At 68.4% G+C, this 16,069-nt stretch carries 11 protein-coding genes; 9 read left to right on the top strand and 2 right to left on the bottom strand.

All coding sequences use genetic code 11. The features are described 5' to 3' along the window. Positions 1-16 precede the first annotated feature (16 nt). From carB to recJ, 4 genes are read left to right on the top strand one after another with little or no spacing between them, the layout of a single operon-like run. Complete coding sequence (gene carB, locus ACFOM9_RS12470) at positions 17-3,277, top strand: carbamoyl-phosphate synthase large subunit (RefSeq protein WP_386711261.1); 3,261 nt, start codon at positions 17-19, stop codon at positions 3,275-3,277. An 8-nt stretch (positions 3,278-3,285) separates the two neighbouring features. After that, on the top strand, positions 3,286-3,750 hold the full coding sequence (gene greA, locus ACFOM9_RS12465; RefSeq protein WP_386711258.1) for a transcription elongation factor GreA: 465 nt from the start codon (positions 3,286-3,288) through the stop codon (positions 3,748-3,750). Position 3,751: 1 nt separating this feature from the next. Further along, positions 3,752-4,690, top strand: a complete 939-nt coding sequence (locus tag ACFOM9_RS12460) for a phosphoglycerate mutase (protein ID WP_386711255.1) — start codon at positions 3,752-3,754, stop codon at positions 4,688-4,690. After that, positions 4,687-6,411: a single-stranded-DNA-specific exonuclease RecJ gene (recJ, locus tag ACFOM9_RS12455; RefSeq protein WP_386711252.1), complete on the top strand. Its 1,725-nt coding sequence runs from the start codon at positions 4,687-4,689 to the stop codon at positions 6,409-6,411. The genes ACFOM9_RS12460 and recJ overlap by 4 nt, the downstream gene beginning before the upstream one ends. A gap of 9 nt (positions 6,412-6,420) precedes the next feature. On the opposite strand, the gene ACFOM9_RS12450 is transcribed toward recJ, so the two are convergent. After that, positions 6,421-7,623 carry an acyltransferase family protein gene (locus ACFOM9_RS12450; RefSeq protein WP_386711249.1) on the bottom strand — a complete coding sequence of 401 codons (1,203 nt, stop codon included), beginning with the start codon at positions 7,621-7,623 and terminating at the stop codon, positions 6,421-6,423. A 155-nt stretch (positions 7,624-7,778) separates the two neighbouring features. On the opposite strand from ACFOM9_RS12450, the gene ACFOM9_RS12445 reads away from it, so the two are divergent. The 5 genes from ACFOM9_RS12445 (at position 7,779) to ACFOM9_RS12425 (ending at position 14,938) form a co-directional block, all read left to right on the top strand. After that, complete coding sequence (locus ACFOM9_RS12445; RefSeq protein WP_386711246.1) at positions 7,779-8,681, top strand: LytTR family DNA-binding domain-containing protein; 903 nt, start codon at positions 7,779-7,781, stop codon at positions 8,679-8,681. Positions 8,682-8,738: 57 nt separating this feature from the next. Next, a protein-coding gene (gene prfB / locus ACFOM9_RS12440) for a peptide chain release factor 2 (RefSeq protein ID WP_386711243.1) occupies positions 8,739-9,867 on the top strand; the annotation gives its coding sequence in 2 pieces (ribosomal slippage) (positions 8,739-8,813 and positions 8,815-9,867; 1,128 coding nt in all). 107 nt (positions 9,868-9,974) lie between these two features. Continuing rightward, positions 9,975-11,501 carry a lysine--tRNA ligase gene (gene lysS, locus ACFOM9_RS12435; protein ID WP_386711240.1) on the top strand — a complete coding sequence of 509 codons (1,527 nt, stop codon included), beginning with the start codon at positions 9,975-9,977 and terminating at the stop codon, positions 11,499-11,501. Positions 11,502-11,736: 235 nt separating this feature from the next. Then, the gene (locus ACFOM9_RS12430) at positions 11,737-12,795 is read left to right on the top strand and encodes an HD domain-containing phosphohydrolase (RefSeq protein ID WP_386711237.1); all 1,059 of its coding nucleotides are present in this window, start codon (positions 11,737-11,739) and stop codon (positions 12,793-12,795) included. Between the two features lie 13 nt (positions 12,796-12,808). After that, positions 12,809-14,938: an ATP-binding protein gene (locus tag ACFOM9_RS12425; RefSeq protein ID WP_386711234.1), complete on the top strand. Its 2,130-nt coding sequence runs from the start codon at positions 12,809-12,811 to the stop codon at positions 14,936-14,938. 15 nt (positions 14,939-14,953) lie between these two features. Here ACFOM9_RS12425 and ACFOM9_RS12420 read toward each other — a convergent pair whose 3' ends face one another. After that, positions 14,954-15,856: a crotonase/enoyl-CoA hydratase family protein gene (locus ACFOM9_RS12420; RefSeq protein ID WP_386711231.1), complete on the bottom strand. Its 903-nt coding sequence runs from the start codon at positions 15,854-15,856 to the stop codon at positions 14,954-14,956. Positions 15,857-16,069: the final 213 nt, after the last annotated feature.

Below are 16,069 nucleotides of genomic sequence, written 5' to 3'. Positions count from 1 at the left end.
CCCGGAACATCGAACAGTGCCCAAGCGCAGCGACCTCAAGACCATCCTCATCATCGGCGCCGGCCCGATCGTCATCGGCCAGGCCTGCGAGTTCGACTACTCGGGTGCGCAGGCCTGCAAGGCGTTGCGCGACGAGGGCTACCGGGTGGTGCTGGTCAACAGCAACCCGGCGACGATCATGACCGACCCCGAAATGGCGGACGCGGTCTACATCGAGCCGATCAACTGGCAGACGGTCGAGAAGATCATCGCCAAGGAGAAGCCCGATGCGCTGCTCCCGACCATGGGGGGGCAGACCGCGCTGAACTGCGCGCTGGACCTGGCCGACAACGGCGTGCTCGAGAAGTACGGAGTCGAGCTGATCGGCGCCAAGCGCGAAGCAATCCGGATGGCCGAGGATCGCGAGCTGTTCCGCGTGGCGATGGGCGAGATCGGGCTGGAGTGCCCGAAGGCGGAGGTCGCGCGCAACTTCGAGCAGGCGGTCGACATCCAGACCCGGGTCGGGTACCCGACCATCATCCGTCCCAGCTTCACCCTGGGCGGCAGCGGCGGCGGCATCGCCTACAACAAGGAGGAATTCGAGGACATCGTCAAGCGCGGACTCGAACTGTCGCCGGTGCACGAAGTGCTGGTCGAGGAGTCGGTGCTGGGCTGGAAGGAGTTCGAGATGGAAGTGGTCCGCGACACCGCGGACAACTGCATCATCGTCTGCGCGATCGAGAACTTCGATCCGATGGGCGTGCACACCGGCGACTCGATCACCGTGGCTCCGGCGCAGACGCTCACCGACAAGGAATACCAGCGCCTGCGCGACGCCTCGATCGCCGTGCTGCGCAAGATCGGCGTGGACACCGGCGGCAGCAACGTGCAGTTCGGCATCAATGCCCAAGACGGGCGCGTGGTGGTGATCGAGATGAATCCGCGGGTGTCGCGGTCGTCCGCGCTGGCGTCGAAGGCCACCGGCTTCCCGATCGCCAAGGTCGCGGCCAAGCTCGCGGTGGGCTACACGCTCGACGAGCTGAAGAACGAGATCACCGGTGGACTCACGCCGGCTTCGTTCGAACCGGCGATCGATTACGTGGTCACCAAGATCCCGCGCTTCGCGTTCGAGAAGTTCCCGCAGGCCGATTCGCGCCTGACCACGCAGATGAAGTCGGTGGGCGAGGTGATGGCGATCGGCCGCACCTTCCAGGAATCGCTGCACAAGGCGCTGCGCGGACTGGAAACCGGCAAGGCCGGGCTCGACCCCACCGGCCTGGACCTTGGCAGCGAGGACGACCTCGCGACCCTGCGCCGCGAGGTCAAGGAGGCAGGTCCCGAGCGCGTGTTCCACCTCGCCGACGCCTTCCGCGCCGGGATGTCGGTGGAGGACGTGCATGGTCTGTCGTTCGTCGATCCGTGGTTCCTGGACCAGATCGAGGAGCTGGTTTCGGTCGAAGCCGAGGTCGCCGCCGCCGGCGTCGCGGCGCTCGACGCGCGGCGTCTGCGCCGGCTCAAGCGCATGGGTTTTTCCGACGCACGCCTGGCGCAGCTGCTGCAGACCGACGAGAAGGCGATCCGCGCCTTGCGCCACGCGTTCGGCATCCGCCCGGTCTACAAGCGCGTGGATTCGTGCGCGGCCGAGTTCGCCACCACCACCGCCTACCTGTATTCGACCTACGAGGACGAGTGCGAGGCGCATCCCAGCGACCGCGACAAGATCATCGTGCTCGGCGGCGGCCCGAACCGGATCGGGCAGGGCATCGAGTTCGACTACTGCTGCGTGCACGCCGCGCTCGCCCTGCGCGAGGACGGCTATGAAACCATCATGGTCAACTGCAACCCGGAGACGGTGTCGACCGACTACGACACGTCCGACCGCCTGTATTTCGAGCCGTTGACCCTCGAGGACGTGCTGGAAATCGTCGAGCTGGAGAAGCCGAAGGGCGTGATCGTGCAGTACGGCGGTCAGACGCCACTCAAGCTGGCGCGCGCGCTGGAAGCCAACGGCGTGCCGATCATCGGCACCTCGCCCGAGTCGATCGACCTGGCCGAGGACCGCGAACGCTTCCAGCAGCTGGTGACGAAGCTGGGACTGCTGCAGCCGCCGAACCGCACCGCGCGCAACCCGGATGAAGCCCTGGCGCTGGCGCGCGAGATCGGCTATCCGCTGGTGGTGCGCCCGAGCTACGTGCTCGGTGGCCGCGCGATGGAAGTCGTGCACGCCGACGCGGATCTCTCCAAGTACATGCGCGACGCGGTCAAGGTCTCGAACGATTCGCCGGTGCTGCTCGACCGCTTCCTCGACAACGCGGTCGAGGTCGACATCGACGTGATCGCCGACCGCACCGGTGCGGTGCTGATCGGCGGGGTGATGGAGCACATCGAGGAAGCCGGCGTGCACTCGGGCGACTCGTCCTGCTCGCTGCCGCCTTACTCGCTCTCGGCCTCCACCCAGGCACGCCTGCGCGAGCAGGTGGCGGCGCTGGCGCGTGCGCTGCAGGTGGTCGGACTGATGAACACCCAGTTCGCGGTCCAGGTCGACGAGAACGGTGACGACGTGATCTTCCTGCTCGAAGTCAATCCGCGCGCATCGCGCACCGTGCCGTTCGTCTCCAAGGCAACGGGCCGGCCGCTGGCGAAGATCGCCGCGCGCTGCATGGCGGGCATGACGCTGGCCGAGCAGGGCGTGACCGAAGAGATCGTGCCCGATTACTACTGCGTGAAGGAGGCGATCTTCCCGTTCGCCAAGTTCCAGGGCGTGGACCCGATCCTCGGGCCGGAAATGCGTTCCACGGGCGAGGTGATGGGCGTGGGCCGCAACTTCGGCGCCGCGTTCGCGCGCGCGCAGGAAGCCGCCGGCATCCGCACGCCGCCGGTCGGCAAGGCGTTCATTTCGGTGCGCGATCCGGACAAGTCGCGGGTCGTGCCGGTGGCGCGCGAACTGGTCGAACGGGGCTACTCGCTGGTGGCGACCGGCGGCACCGCTGCCTGGCTGCGCGACAACGGCCTGGAATGCGCGCACGTCAACAAGGTCGCCGAAGGCCGTCCGCACGTCGTCGACCTGATCAAGAACGGCGAGATCAGCTACATCGTCAACACCACGGAAGGACGGCAGGCCATCGCCGACTCGTTCTCGATCCGCCGCGAGGCCCTGCAGCAGGGCGTGACGTATTCGACCACCATTGCCGGCGCCAAGGCCTTGCTGCATTCTCTCGAGTATCGCGGCAGCGGCCCGGTCTGGGCGCTGCAGGAACTGCACCGGGAGTTGGACATGCATGACAAGGTGGGGCCATGAGAGCGCCCATGACCGCCCAGGGCGCTCAGCGCCTGCGCGCGGAACTCGATGAACTCAAGTCGGTCCAGCGCCCGGCGGTGATCAACGCGATCGCCGAAGCGCGCGCGCACGGCGACCTGAAGGAGAACGCCGAGTACCACGCCGCACGGGAACAGCAGGGCTTCATCGAAGGCCGCATCAAGCAGCTCGAAGGCGAGCTGTCGCACGCGCAGGTCATCGACATCTCCACGCTCGATGCCGGCACCCGCATCGTGTTCGGCGCCACCGTGCTGCTGGCCGACGCCGACAGCGGCGAGGAAAAGCGCTATCAGATCGTCGGCGACCTGGAGGCGGACATCAAGCAGGGCCAGATCGCGATCTCGTCGCCGGTCGCGCGTGCGCTGATCGGCAAGCACGAAGGCGACGAGGTGACGATCGAAGCGCCTGGCGGGACTCGCGAGTTCGAGATCATCGAAGTCCGATACGCCGGCTGACATGGTGCAGGCGACCTTCCTGCTGCCGGCGGCGATGCGCTTCGGCGGCCAGCAGGCAGGCGCCGACGCCGCGCGCGCGCTGGGGCGAGCCGATCGGATGCCGGCCGGCGAAGACGGCCGCCGCGCGCAGCTGCGGCGCCAATTCCGCCTGACACCCGACCACTGGCCGGTTGCCGCGCTGACGCGGCAGATGGATGCCGGCGACGCGGCCGGCGCGACCTGGCTGCGGGCCGATCCCGCGTACGTGCGCCCCGACATCAACGGCGCGCGCCTGCTGGCCATCGGCGCGTCGCTGGGGCTGGACGACGAGGATCGCGCGGCCTTGCTGCCCGCGCTCAAGCCGTTGTTCGGCGATGCGGGCTTCGCCATCGATGCGCCGCGGCCGTCGCGCTGGTACCTGCGATTGCCGCAGGGCACCAGGGTGCCGTCGTTCGCCGAGCCGGATGATGCGCTGGGCGCCGACCTGCTCGATCATCTGGGCGAAGGCCCCGAGGGGCGCCGCTGGCGCGTGCTGCTTGCCGAAGCGCAGGTCGTGCTGCACAACCATCCGCGCAACGCGGTGCGCCAGGAACAGGGACGCACGCCGATCAACTCGCTGTGGTTCTGGGGCGCCGGCAGCCTGCCCGATGCGGTGACGTCGACGCATGCACGGTTCCATTCCGGCGACGAAGCCGCGCTCGCACTCGCCGACGCGGTCGGCATCGCCCGGCCGCTCCCGGCGGCCTTCGACATCGACGCCGCGGATTGCGCATTCGACCTGCACCACGCGCGCGACCTGGCCGCGTTCGAACGCGACTGGCTGCTGCCTGCCTGCACCAGGCTGCTTGATGGCGGCCTGCAACGCCTGGCGCTGGATTTCGCCGACGGTCGGCGCTGGCAGCTTGCGCCCAACCAGCGCTGGCGCTTCTGGCGCAGGCCGCTGCCGCGGTTCGACGCATGAGCGTTGCGCGCAGGATCCAGCGCCGCGACTGCGTCGTCGGCGAGGACTGGCCGGACTCGGTGCCGCCGCTGCTGCGTCGTGTCTACAGCGCGCGCGGCGCCACCGACCATGCCAGCGCGCGGCCGCGCTTGGCTGGCCTGCTGCCGCCCGACGGCCTGCTCGGCCTCGATGCAGCCACCTCGCTGCTCGCCGACGCCATCGCCGACGACCGCCACATCCTGGTCGTCGGCGATTTCGACTGCGACGGCGCGACCGCCTGCGCCGTGGCCGTACGCGGATTGCGCATGCTCGGCGCAGGGCGCGTGTCGCACGCGGTTCCCAATCGGATGGTGCACGGCTACGGGCTGTCGCCGGCACTGGTCGCGGAGCTGGCGGCACTGCAGCCGGAGCTGCTGGTCACGGTGGACCACGGGATCGCCTGCCACGCGGGCATCGCCGCGGCCAAGGCGCACGGTTGGCAGGTGCTGGTCACCGACCACCATCTTCCGGGCGACGCGCTGCCGTCGGCCGACGCCATCGTCAACCCCAACCAGCGCGGCGACGGCTTCGGCAGCAAGATGCTGGCCGGCGTCGGGGTGATCTTCTACGTGCTGCTCGCGCTGCGTCGGCGTCTGCGCGAAGCCGGGCGCTTCGGCGATGCCGGCGGCCCGGATCTGTCGACGCTGCTCGACCTGGTCGCGGTCGGCACCGTCGCCGACCTCGTGCCGCTGGATGCGAACAACCGTGCGCTCGTTTCCGCGGGTCTGCGGCGGTTGCGCGCCGGCCACGGATGCGCCGGCCTGCAGGCGCTGATCGAAGTGTCGCGGCGCCGCGCCGCGACCCTGTCCGCGGCGGACATCGGCTTCGCGGTCGCGCCGCGCCTCAACGCCGCGGGGCGGCTCGAGGACATGGCGCTGGGCATCGAATGCCTGCTCTGCGACGACCCGACGCAGGCGCGAGAGCTGGCCGCCGTACTCGATGGCATCAACGCCGAGCGCCGCGCGGTGCAGCAGCAGATGGTCGGCGAGGCGGAAGCCGCACTGACCGCTGTGCCCGATGCCGCCACCGCGCCACGACTCGCACACTGCCTGTTCGATGCGCGCTGGCATCCGGGCGTGATCGGGCTGGTCGCGTCGAAACTGAAGGAACGCCTGCACCGCCCGGTGATCGCGTTCGCGCCCAGCGAGCCAGGCAGTCCGCTTTTGCGCGGCTCCGCGCGCTCGATCCCCGGCTTCCACATCCGCGATGCCCTGGCGCACGTGCATGCGATGCGCCCAGGCCTGATGGATCGTTTCGGCGGGCACGCGATGGCCGCGGGCCTGAGCCTCCCACAGGCCCATTTCGATGCGTTCCAGGCGGCGTTCCTCGAAGCCGCCGGCGCCTTGCTCACGCCCGACCTGCTGCTCGACACCATCGGCAGCGACGGCGAGCTGCCGGTGGACGCTTTCCAGTTCGACAACGCCTGTGCCCTCCGCGATGGGGGGCCATGGGGTCAGGGATTCCCGGAGCCGCTGTTCGACGGCGAGTTCGCGGTGCTGTCATGGCGACCGGTCGGCACCCAGCACCTGAAGCTGGAGCTCGCGCCGGCCGGCGGCCGGCCCCTCCAGGCGATCGAATTCGGCGGCTGGACCGGGACGCCACCGGGCAGCCGGATCCACATCGCCTATCGACTGGCGCCGGACGACTATCGCGGCGGCGATGCGGTCCAGCTTGTCGTGGTGCACCGCGAGTCCCTGGACTGAGCGCGCCGGTCACGCGATCGGCTGCGCCGTGGGCCCAGCCATGCCTTCGACCGACAGGCGGCGACGCTTGAGGCCGAACAGGGGCCGCAGCAACGCAGTGCGGCGGATCAACAGTTCGTGCAGCAGGAGGCAGCCGCCGATGGTGCCGCCAAGCACGAGCGCGGGTTCAAGCACCGGCCCGAGCCGAAGCGGCGCCAGGAAGAACGCCAGCGGCACGATCAGGCTCTGGTGCAGGATGTACCACGGGTACACCGCTTCGTTGCAGTACGGCAGCCAGCGGAACGGACGGTCCAGCAGCACCTTGCCCCAGCCGAAGATCGCCAGCAGCGCCGTCCACGTGTAGGCCGCCCGCGCGATGCGTTCGATCTCCGCCCACGGGATCCACGTCGGGATCGACGCGCCAGCTGGCAGGGAGGGACCACCGGCGCGAATCGTCAATTCGACCGTGATGCAGGCCAGGGCGGTCGCCAGCATCGACCAGCGCAGCGCCCGGATGCGCTCCCACAAGCGGGCGTTGCCGGCGATCGCGTAGCCGGCGAGGAACAGCGGCAGCGATTGCGCGTGCACGGTCCAGTCTCCGAACAGCGCGTGGGTCTCCGGGAAGCGCGGCGCCAGCACCAGCCTGCACATGGCCAGCCACGCCACCGGAACCGACAGCAGCAGCCAGGTCGGCCAACGCCAGCCCGCCAGCCACCGCGCGACCGGCAATGTGCGCAGCGGCAGCAGCGCCACCAGCAGCATCGTGTAGAGCCACAGGTAGGCCAGGTACCACAGGTGGTTCCAGGTGATGCCGAATTCGGCGCCCGTGAAGCCGCCCTCCGGCCAGGGCCGCGCCTGCCAGTAGCGCAGCAGGAAAGCGCCGAAGCCTGGCGCGATCCCGCCGTTGGCCAGGCCCTCGCAATAGGCCTGCACCGCGACGACCACGAACATGCCGAACGCCAGCGGCAGCAGCAGGCGCCAGCAGCGCTGCGCGGCAAAGCGCCACGGTGCGTCGCCGATTCGCGCCAGGCCCAGGCCGATGCCGGAGATTATGAACAGCAGCGGCATCCGCCAGCGGTTGAGCACGATCATCGGCCACTGCAGCCACTCGGCCTGGCAGGCGCTCTTGACGTGGAACCCCCAGTCGGCGACGTACACCATGCCGACGTGGTAGGCGATGAGCAGTGCGAAGGCGATGACGCGCAGGGCGTCGATGTCGTGGCGACGAGGCATGGTGGCGGCGGGCAGGGACGGGGAGGACAGGTTGCCGCTGCGATGCGGTGGTCGAATGCGCGGAGTGCCCGATCCCCGGGCGTGGAGGGACGAGTCGCGGGCGTTGGGGGACGAACCGCGGCGGACCCGTCGCTCTGCGACCCTAGAATGCGCGGATGAATCCAGCCCCCGGGCACGCGCGTGCCAACGAACCCTGGCGACGCTACCTGCCCTGGCAGGGCGGGATCGAACTGGCGTTCTGGATCCTGGCCTTCGTCGTTCCCGCCATCGCCAACACGATGGTCACCCTCATGGATGCGCAGCGCGACGGGCACGCCCTGCCGGCATGGCAGCCGGCGCTGTGGGAGGGCAGCAGCGCGCTGGTATCCCTGCTGCTGCTGCCGGCCCTGCTGGGGCTGTGCAGCCGCTGGCCGATGCACGCCGACACCTGGGGCCGCCGTTTGCCGGTCTACATCGCCGCAAGCGTGGCCTGGTCGCTGCTGCACGTGGTCGGTATGGTGCTGTTGCGCAAGGCCGGCTATCTGCTCCTGGGAGAGCGCTACGAGATCGACGACTGGCTCCGCAGGTTCGTTTACGAATACCTCAAGGACGCCCGCACGTTCGCCCTGATCGTCATCGTCGACCACGGCTACCGCTGGTTCTGGCGGCGGCTGCAGGGCGAGGCGCGCCTGCTCGATCCACCCGACGACGGCTCGGCCGCCAGCCACGACGCGCGCCCGGAGCGCTTCCTGGTCCGCAAGCTGGGCCGCGAGTTCCTCATCGCCGCCAGCGACATCGAGTGGCTGCAGGCTGCCGGCAACTACGTGAACCTGCGCGTGCGCGAACGGGACTACCCGCTGCGCAGCACGATGGCCGGCATCACCGCGCAGCTCGATCCGGACCGGTTCGTGCGGATCCACCGCAGCTACATGGTCAACCTGGACGCGGTGGCCTCGATCGAGCCGCTGGACGACGGAGACGCGCGCGTGCACCTGCACGACGGGACGGCGCTGCCGTGCAGCCGGCGCTACCGCGACGCGCTTCGTGCGCGGCTCGGTGCGCCGGCTGCCACGGCGTAGGCCCGGCAGGCCCGGCCTGCTAGAATCCACGGCCATTTTTCACGTTGCCAGCCATCCATGATCGAACTCAATCCCGTGCGCCAGCGCATCGCCGACCTGACCGGTCGGCTGGATGCGCTGAGGGGGTTTCTTTGACTACGACACCAAGCGCGAGCGCCTGGAGGAAGTAGAGCGCGAGCTGGAGAACCCGGACGTCTGGAACGACCCCGAGCGGGCGCAGGCGCTGGGACGCGAGCGTTCGCTGCTCGACAAGACCGTCAACGGCATCCGCGAGTTGACCGAGGGGCTGGGCGGCGCGGGCGAACTGCTGGACCTGGCCGAGGACGAGGACGACGAGGACACCGCGAACGCCGTGGTCGCCGATGTCGAACGTTTCGCCGGCCGGGTCGACAAGCTGGAATTCCAGCGCATGTTCTCGGGCGAGATGGATTCGGCCAACGCCTTCGTCGACATCCAGGCCGGCGCCGGCGGCACCGAGGCGCAGGACTGGGCCGAAATGCTGCTGCGCATGTACCTGCGCTGGGCCGAAAACCGGGGCTGGAAGACCGAGCTGATGGAAGTCAGCGGCGGCGACGTGGCCGGGATCAAGTCGGCGACCTTCCGGGTCGAGGGCGAATTCGCCTATGGCTGGCTGAAGACCGAGATCGGCGTGCATCGGCTGGTGCGCAAGTCGCCGTTTGATTCGGACAACCGCCGGCACACCAGTTTCACCTCGGTGTTCGTGTCGCCCGAAGTCGATGACGACATCGAGGTCGACATCAACCCCGCCGACCTGCGGACCGACGTGTATCGCTCGTCGGGCGCCGGTGGCCAGCACGTCAACAAGACCGAGTCGGCGGTGCGCATCACCCATATCCCGACCAATACCGTGGTCGCCTGCCAGACCGGTCGCAGCCAGCACCAGAACCGCGACACTGCAATGAAGATGCTGGCCGCCAAGCTGTATGAGCTGGAAGTGCAGAAGCGCAATGTCGAGCGCGATGCGCTGGAGGCGACCAAGTCCGACATCGGTTGGGGCAGCCAGATCCGCAACTACGTGCTCGACCAGAGCCGCATCAAGGACCTGCGCACGGGCGTTGAGCGCTCGGACACGCAGAAGGTGCTCGATGGCGACCTGGACGAGTTCATCGAGGCCAGCCTGAAGTCGGGACTCGAGGCGGGATCGAAACGCGCCGACGCGGTGTAATTCTCCCCGTATCCTGCGGGAGCGGCCTCAGCCTTGGCAGCCATCGACCGCGAACCGGGAGTTCGCGGCTGAAGCCGCTCCCACATTCCACATGACGACTCCAAGCCATGACCGACCAGCCGCCCTCACCGCCATCCGCCGCCGACGAGAACCACCTGATCGCCGAGCGTCGCGCGAAACTCGCGGCGTTGCGCGCGCAGGGCGTCGCATTCCCCAATGATTTCCGCCGCGCCGAGTACGCGCAGGACCTGCAGGATGCCTATGCGGACGCGGAGCGCTGGACAGGCGAAGCGCTGGAAGGCGAGGGCAGGCGCGTCGCGCTCGCCGGACGCCTGCTGGCCAAGCGGGTGATGGGCAAGGCCGCGTTCGCGCAGGTGCAGGACGTGTCGGGCAGGATCCAGCTGTTCCTGCAGGCAAGCACGCTCGGCGAGGCCTACGATGCCTTCAAGGGCTGGGACGTGGGCGACATCGTCGCTGCAACCGGCACCCTGATGCGCACCAAGACCGGCGAGCTGTCGGTCAAGGCAGACACGCTGCGGCTGCTGGTCAAGTCGCTGCGTCCGCTGCCAGACAAGTGGCACGGGCTGGCGGACGTCGAGCAGCGCTACCGGCAGCGCTACGTCGACCTGATCGTGAGTCCCGGCGCGCGCGAGGTGTTCGTCAAGCGCTCCAAGGTGATCGCGGCGATCCGGCGCTGGCTGGACGCGCGTCGCTTCCTCGAGGTCGAGACGCCGATGATGCATTACCTGGCCGGCGGTGCGACGGCGCGTCCGTTCACCACCCACCACAACGCGCTGGACCTCGACCTGTTCCTGCGCGTCGCGCCGGAGCTGTACCTCAAGCGTCTGGTCGTCGGAGGCTTCGAGCGCGTGTACGAAATCAACCGCAATTTCCGCAACGAGGGCGTGAGCACCCGGCACAATCCCGAGTTCACGATGCTCGAGCTGTACGAGGCCTATGTCGGCTATGACGAGGTCATGGACCTCACCGAGTCGATGATCCGCGACGTTGCCCGGGAAACCATCGGCACCACCGCGCTGGAGTGGGACGGCAATGCGATCGATGTCGGCCCGCGCTTCCGCCGGTGGAAGCTGGAAGAGGCCGTGCGCGAGCTCAACCCGCAGATCAGCGTCGCCGACTGCCGCGACCGCGACGCGCTCGCCGCGCACTGCGCGCGGCTGAAGGTCCCCGCCAAGCCAGGCTATGGCTGGGGCAAGCTGCTGCTGGAGATCTTCGAGAATACGGTCGAGACCGGACTCGTCCAGCCGACCTTCATCACTCACTATCCGGTCGAAGTGTCGCCGCTCGCGCGCGAATCCGACAGCGAGCCTGGCATCACCGATCGCTTCGAGCTTTTCATCGGCGGCAAGGAACTGGCCAACGGCTTTTCCGAACTCAACGATCCCGAAGACCAGGCCGCGCGCTTCCGCGCACAGGTCGAGGCCAAGACCGGTGGCGACGACGAAGCCATGCATTTCGATGCCGACTACATCCGCGCGCTCGAAGTCGGGCTGCCGCCGACCGGCGGTCTCGGGGTCGGCATCGATCGCCTGGTGATGCTGCTGACAGGTTCGGCATCGATCCGCGACGTGCTGCTGTTCCCCTACATGCGCCCGGAAGCGGCGGCGGACTGACACCCACCGCAGACGGCTGCGGGAACAGCGGGAGGATGGAGCCGCCCAACGCAATACATGACAAGGAGCGTCGCTTCCTGACCGCATCCCTTCGATTGCGCCCCTGCCAAGCGGCGGAAACCGTGGCCGATCGCACGGAATCCGGGTCGCCGCAGGGCACGGGACTTGCTTGCCCTGTACCGGCGGGCGAGTATGCAGGCGGGGAAGACCATTACGCTCGAGGAGCGGATACCACGTGAATATCGTGATTGTCGACGACCAGACATCCGCGCGCACGATGCTGCGGCACATCCTCGAGGACATCAGTCCCGAGCTCGACGTACTCGACTTCGGCGACCCCCAGGATGCCCTGCGCTGGTGCGAAGACAACCGTCCGGACCTGTTGCTGCTCGATTACCGCATGCCGGTCATCGACGGCCTGGAGTTCGCCCGCCGCTTCCGCCGCCCGCTGTTGCACCGCGACGTGCCGATCGTGCTGGTGACCGTCGTTGGCGACGAACCGATCCGGCAGGCCGCGCTGGATGCCGGCGTGATCGACTTCCTGGTCAAGCCGGTGCGCCCGCGCGAACTGCGCGCCCGCTGCCGCAACCTGCTGCAGCTGCGCCAGCAGGCGGAGTCGGTGAAACAACGCGCACTGTCGCTTGAACAACGCCTGCTGTCGAGCATGAACGAAGTCGAGGAGCGCGAACGCGAGACGCTGACGCGGCTCGCCCGCGCGATCGCCTACCGCGATGCCGGCACCAGCGCCAACCTCGACCGCCTGGCCCGGATCGCCGGCATGATCGCCGAGGAAATGGGCCTGTTCGAGGACGAGGTGCGGATGATCGAACTGGCCGCGCCGCTGCACGACCTGGGCAAGATCGCGATCCCGGACGCGCTGCTGATGAAGGCCGGACCGCTGACCGACGAGGAAACGCGGCTGATGCGCAGGCATCCGGAGATCGGACACGAACTCCTCAGCGGCAGCCAGAACCGTTTCATCCAGGTCAGCGCGACGATCGCGCTGCGCCACCAGGAGCGTTACGACGGCAGCGGCTATCCGGACGGCCTGGCGGGGGAGGCGATTCCGATCGAGGCCAGGATCGTCGCGGCCGCCGATGTCTTCGACGCGCTGATCTCGGTGCGCCCGTACAAGCGGGCGTGGAGCTTCCAGGAGGCGCTGGCCTTCATGTCCGAGCAGAGCGGCAAGCTGTTCGATCCGAAGTGCGTCGATGCGCTGGTACGCAACCAGGAGCGCCTGGTCGAGATCTGCGCGCACGCCGGCCCGCCGCTGGCGCCGGCGGGACTGCAGTAACGCAACCGCGTCGATGAGTGCGGCGCTGCGACTGCTGAAGTCCCGGTTCGGGAGCCGCCCCGACAGCGAGCACGGGCAGGCGCTGATCCGCGTGGTGATGCTCGTCGTCGTGCTGGCCTACCTGCAAATCGTGGTGAAGGGCCATCCGGGCGTCGAGCGCGGGCTGGCACTGTCGCAGGCCTTCCTGGCCCTCGAGTTCGTGGTCGCGCTGGGGATCCTGGCCTGGATCGCCGCGCGTCCCGGCATTTCATACCCTCGGCGCGTGCTCGGGATGGTGGCCGACTACGCCCTGATGGGTACCGGCATGTACCTGATCGGCGACCTGCTGTCGCCGCTGTACGTCATCGTCCTGTGGGTCACGGTGGGCAACGGCCTGCGATTCGGGCCGTGTTTCCTCTACACCGCGATCTGCTTCGCGGTGGTCACCCATCTCGTCGTCATTCTCAATACCCCGTACTGGCAGGCCAACAGCTGGCTGGGCTGGGGCCTGCTCGCCGGGCTCGTCGCGGTACCGCTCTACCTGAGCTCGCTGCTCAAGGCGCTGGTCCGTGCGACCGAGGCGGCGAAGGCCGCCAACGACGCCAAGAGCCGTTTCCTGGCCAACATGAGCCACGAACTGCGCACGCCGCTCAATGGCATCGTCGGCATGTCGCAGCTGCTGGCAACCACGTCGCTGACGGCCGAGCAGCGCGACAGCGCGCAGGTCATCCAGACCTCCGCGCGCGCCCTTCAGCTGCTGGTCGACGACGTCCTCGACATCTCCGCGATCGAGGCCGGCAAGCTCAAGCGCACCGATGCCGACTTCTCGCTCTCCGACGTGGTGCGCGGCATCCACGTCATGCTCCTGCCCGGGGCGCAGGCCAAGGGCGTCGCGTTCGATGTCGACGTGGCGAAGGGCGTGCCGAACCTGCTGCACGGCGACAGCAACCACCTGCGCCAGATCCTCGTCAACCTGCTGTCCAACGCCATCAAGTTCACCGAAACCGGGCGCGTGTCGCTTGAGGTCGGGCTGACCGGCCAGGTCGATGGCGTCGCGCAGCTGCATTTCTCCGTCCGCGACACCGGCATCGGCATCCCGGAAACGCATCGCGCGCGGATCTTCAATGCGTTCGAGCAGGTCGAGTCCGGTCGCGGGCGCAGGTTCGGCGGCACCGGCCTGGGCACCACGATCGCCAAGGCGCTGACCGAGCTGCTCGATGGTCGGATCGGCATGGAGAGCGAAGACGGCGCGGGCTCGCATTTCTGGATCGACGTGCCGTTCCTGCTCGCCGAACAGCAGGCCCAGGATGCATCCACCATGGCGAGCAACATCATCGCCTTCGCAGATCCCTTCGTGCGCCATCGCGCGCGGGTGCGGTCGATGCGGGTGCTGGTCGCGGACGACCAGTCGGCGAACCTGATGGTGTTGCGACGCCTGCTGGAAAAGGCGGGCCACCGGCCGTGGATCGTCGACGACGGCGAGGACGTGCTGGTCGCGATCGAGAACCAGGCGTTCGATGCGGTGATCATCGACCTGCACATGCCGGGCATGAGCGGGGTGGAGATCATGAAGCAGGCGCGATTCATGGAAGCCGGCCGCAAGCGCACGCCCTTCATCGTGCTGACGGCCGACGCCACATCGGAGGCACGCCTGGAGTGCGAACGCGCGGGCGCGTACGCCTTCATGACCAAGCCGGTGATCATCCAGAAGCTGCTCGACAAGCTGGCGGAGATCGCCGAGGGCGCCGCGCCGGCCAGCGACTCCGCCGCCGCGCCGCGTGCGCCGGCCGACGAGAGCCTCATTTCGCAGCACATCCTCGACGAGTTGCGCGAGATGGGCCTGGGCGAGGAATTCGTCCGACGCTTCCTCGTCGAATGCGTACGCGATGCGCGCAAATGCCTGGCGGACCTCGAGGTGGCGGGGCGCGCGGGGAGCTGGGATGAGTTCCGCGACGCCTGCCACGCGCTCAAGGGCGCAGCAGGCAACATGGGCGCGGTCCGCTTGGCCGATACGGCGTCCGAAGGCATGCGCATGCCTTCGGACCGGCTGCTCCCCGAGTGGAACGGCCTGGTCAGACAGCTGCGCCAGCAGCTGGAACAGGCGTCGGCCGCGCTGCGCGAGCGTGGCGACCTCGCGCTGGACATCGGCTCGGAAGGCAGCTGAGCGCGCTGCCTGCGATCAACCCGTCGAAACGTTTCCCGGCTGCAATTCGGGGCGACGCAGCTGTGCGCGCACCAGTCGTTCCATGGTGCGCAGCTGGCGCTCGCCGAGCTGCAGCGCGGTATCGACCCAGATTTCGGTGATCCGCATCAGCTCGTCGTGGCTGACGGGATGGATCGCATCGCGAACGCGGTGCAAGGCAAGGCGAGCGGCAGCGATGCGACGGTTCTGGCGAATCACCTCGTGCACCGCGCGCACGCCTTCACCCTTGGGCACCAGCACGTCGACGATGCCCATGCGATGCAGTTCGTCGCTGCTGTACATCACCCCGTTGAGCATCATCTGCTCGGCCAGCTTGGGACTCACGCGCTGCGACAGCAGGGAATAGGCACCCATGCCCGGGAACAGACCGAACAGCACCTCCGGGAATCCCATCTGCACGCCGCTCTCGGCGACGATGGTCTGGCACGCCAGCGCGAGTTCGAACCCGCCGCCCAGGGCGTCGCCATCGACCAGCGCAACGGTGTGCGCGTTGGGATGCAGCCGCGAATGCAGCAGGTGGATGCTGTCCACGCATTCGCTGGCGTAGTGCAGCAGGCCGGCGCGGTCACGCGCGCGGATGAGCTGCGAGAACAGGTTCAGATCGCCGCCGAGGTTGAAGACGTGGGCGTCCGAGGAAAGCACGATGTGGGCAAGGTGGGTGTCGGACTTCGCCGCTTCGCCGGCGATCCCGTCGATCGATTCCTGGGCGAACAGGCGCAGTTCGCGCAGCAACCGCGGCGAGAAACAGGCGCGATAGCCGGGATCGGAGAAAGCCTGCTGTCCATGCATGAAGCACCAGTGCGAATCGTTCGACGAATCGTGCTGGATGCGGATCGTGGAGAGCGGGCTCTCCCGGTGGAGCGGCTCGACGTTGTGCATGGTGACTAGTCCCCTGAGACTGGCCAGCAGCGGGCCGGGCTACCCGGCTGGTGGCCACGCGAGGTCAGGAATCGCCCGAATTGGGGATTCTATGCCCCGAAGCCGCAAGAACCGCAAGCGAAATCGGCCGATTCCGCTTGTTCAGGATGTTTTGCGTCGGTCACGGCCAGCGTGTCGGCCGGAATGCACGCGCCCCGGGTCGGGGCGCTCGCC

Origin of the sequence: Luteimonas notoginsengisoli, from assembly GCF_042648885.1 — a bacterium.
Lineage (GTDB): Bacteria > Pseudomonadota > Gammaproteobacteria > Xanthomonadales > Xanthomonadaceae > Luteimonas > Luteimonas notoginsengisoli.
This window is presented reverse-complemented; position numbering and strand designations above follow the sequence as displayed.

What these genes read in the sequence shown, in the direction of transcription:
- greA (WP_386711258.1), top strand. Translation starts at nt 3,286, where the DNA reads ATGACCGCCCAGGGCGCTCAGCGCCTGCGCGCGGAACTCGATGAACTC.
- ACFOM9_RS12460 (WP_386711255.1), top strand. Translation starts at nt 3,752, where the DNA reads ATGGTGCAGGCGACCTTCCTGCTGCCGGCGGCGATGCGCTTCGGCGGC.
- recJ (WP_386711252.1), top strand. Translation starts at nt 4,687, where the DNA reads ATGAGCGTTGCGCGCAGGATCCAGCGCCGCGACTGCGTCGTCGGCGAG.
- ACFOM9_RS12450 (WP_386711249.1), bottom strand. Translation starts at nt 7,623, where the DNA reads ATGCCTCGTCGCCACGACATCGACGCCCTGCGCGTCATCGCCTTCGCA.
- ACFOM9_RS12445 (WP_386711246.1), top strand. Translation starts at nt 7,779, where the DNA reads ATGAATCCAGCCCCCGGGCACGCGCGTGCCAACGAACCCTGGCGACGC.
- lysS (WP_386711240.1), top strand. Translation starts at nt 9,975, where the DNA reads ATGACCGACCAGCCGCCCTCACCGCCATCCGCCGCCGACGAGAACCAC.
- ACFOM9_RS12425 (WP_386711234.1), top strand. Translation starts at nt 12,809, where the DNA reads ATGAGTGCGGCGCTGCGACTGCTGAAGTCCCGGTTCGGGAGCCGCCCC.
- ACFOM9_RS12420 (WP_386711231.1), bottom strand. Translation starts at nt 15,856, where the DNA reads ATGCACAACGTCGAGCCGCTCCACCGGGAGAGCCCGCTCTCCACGATC.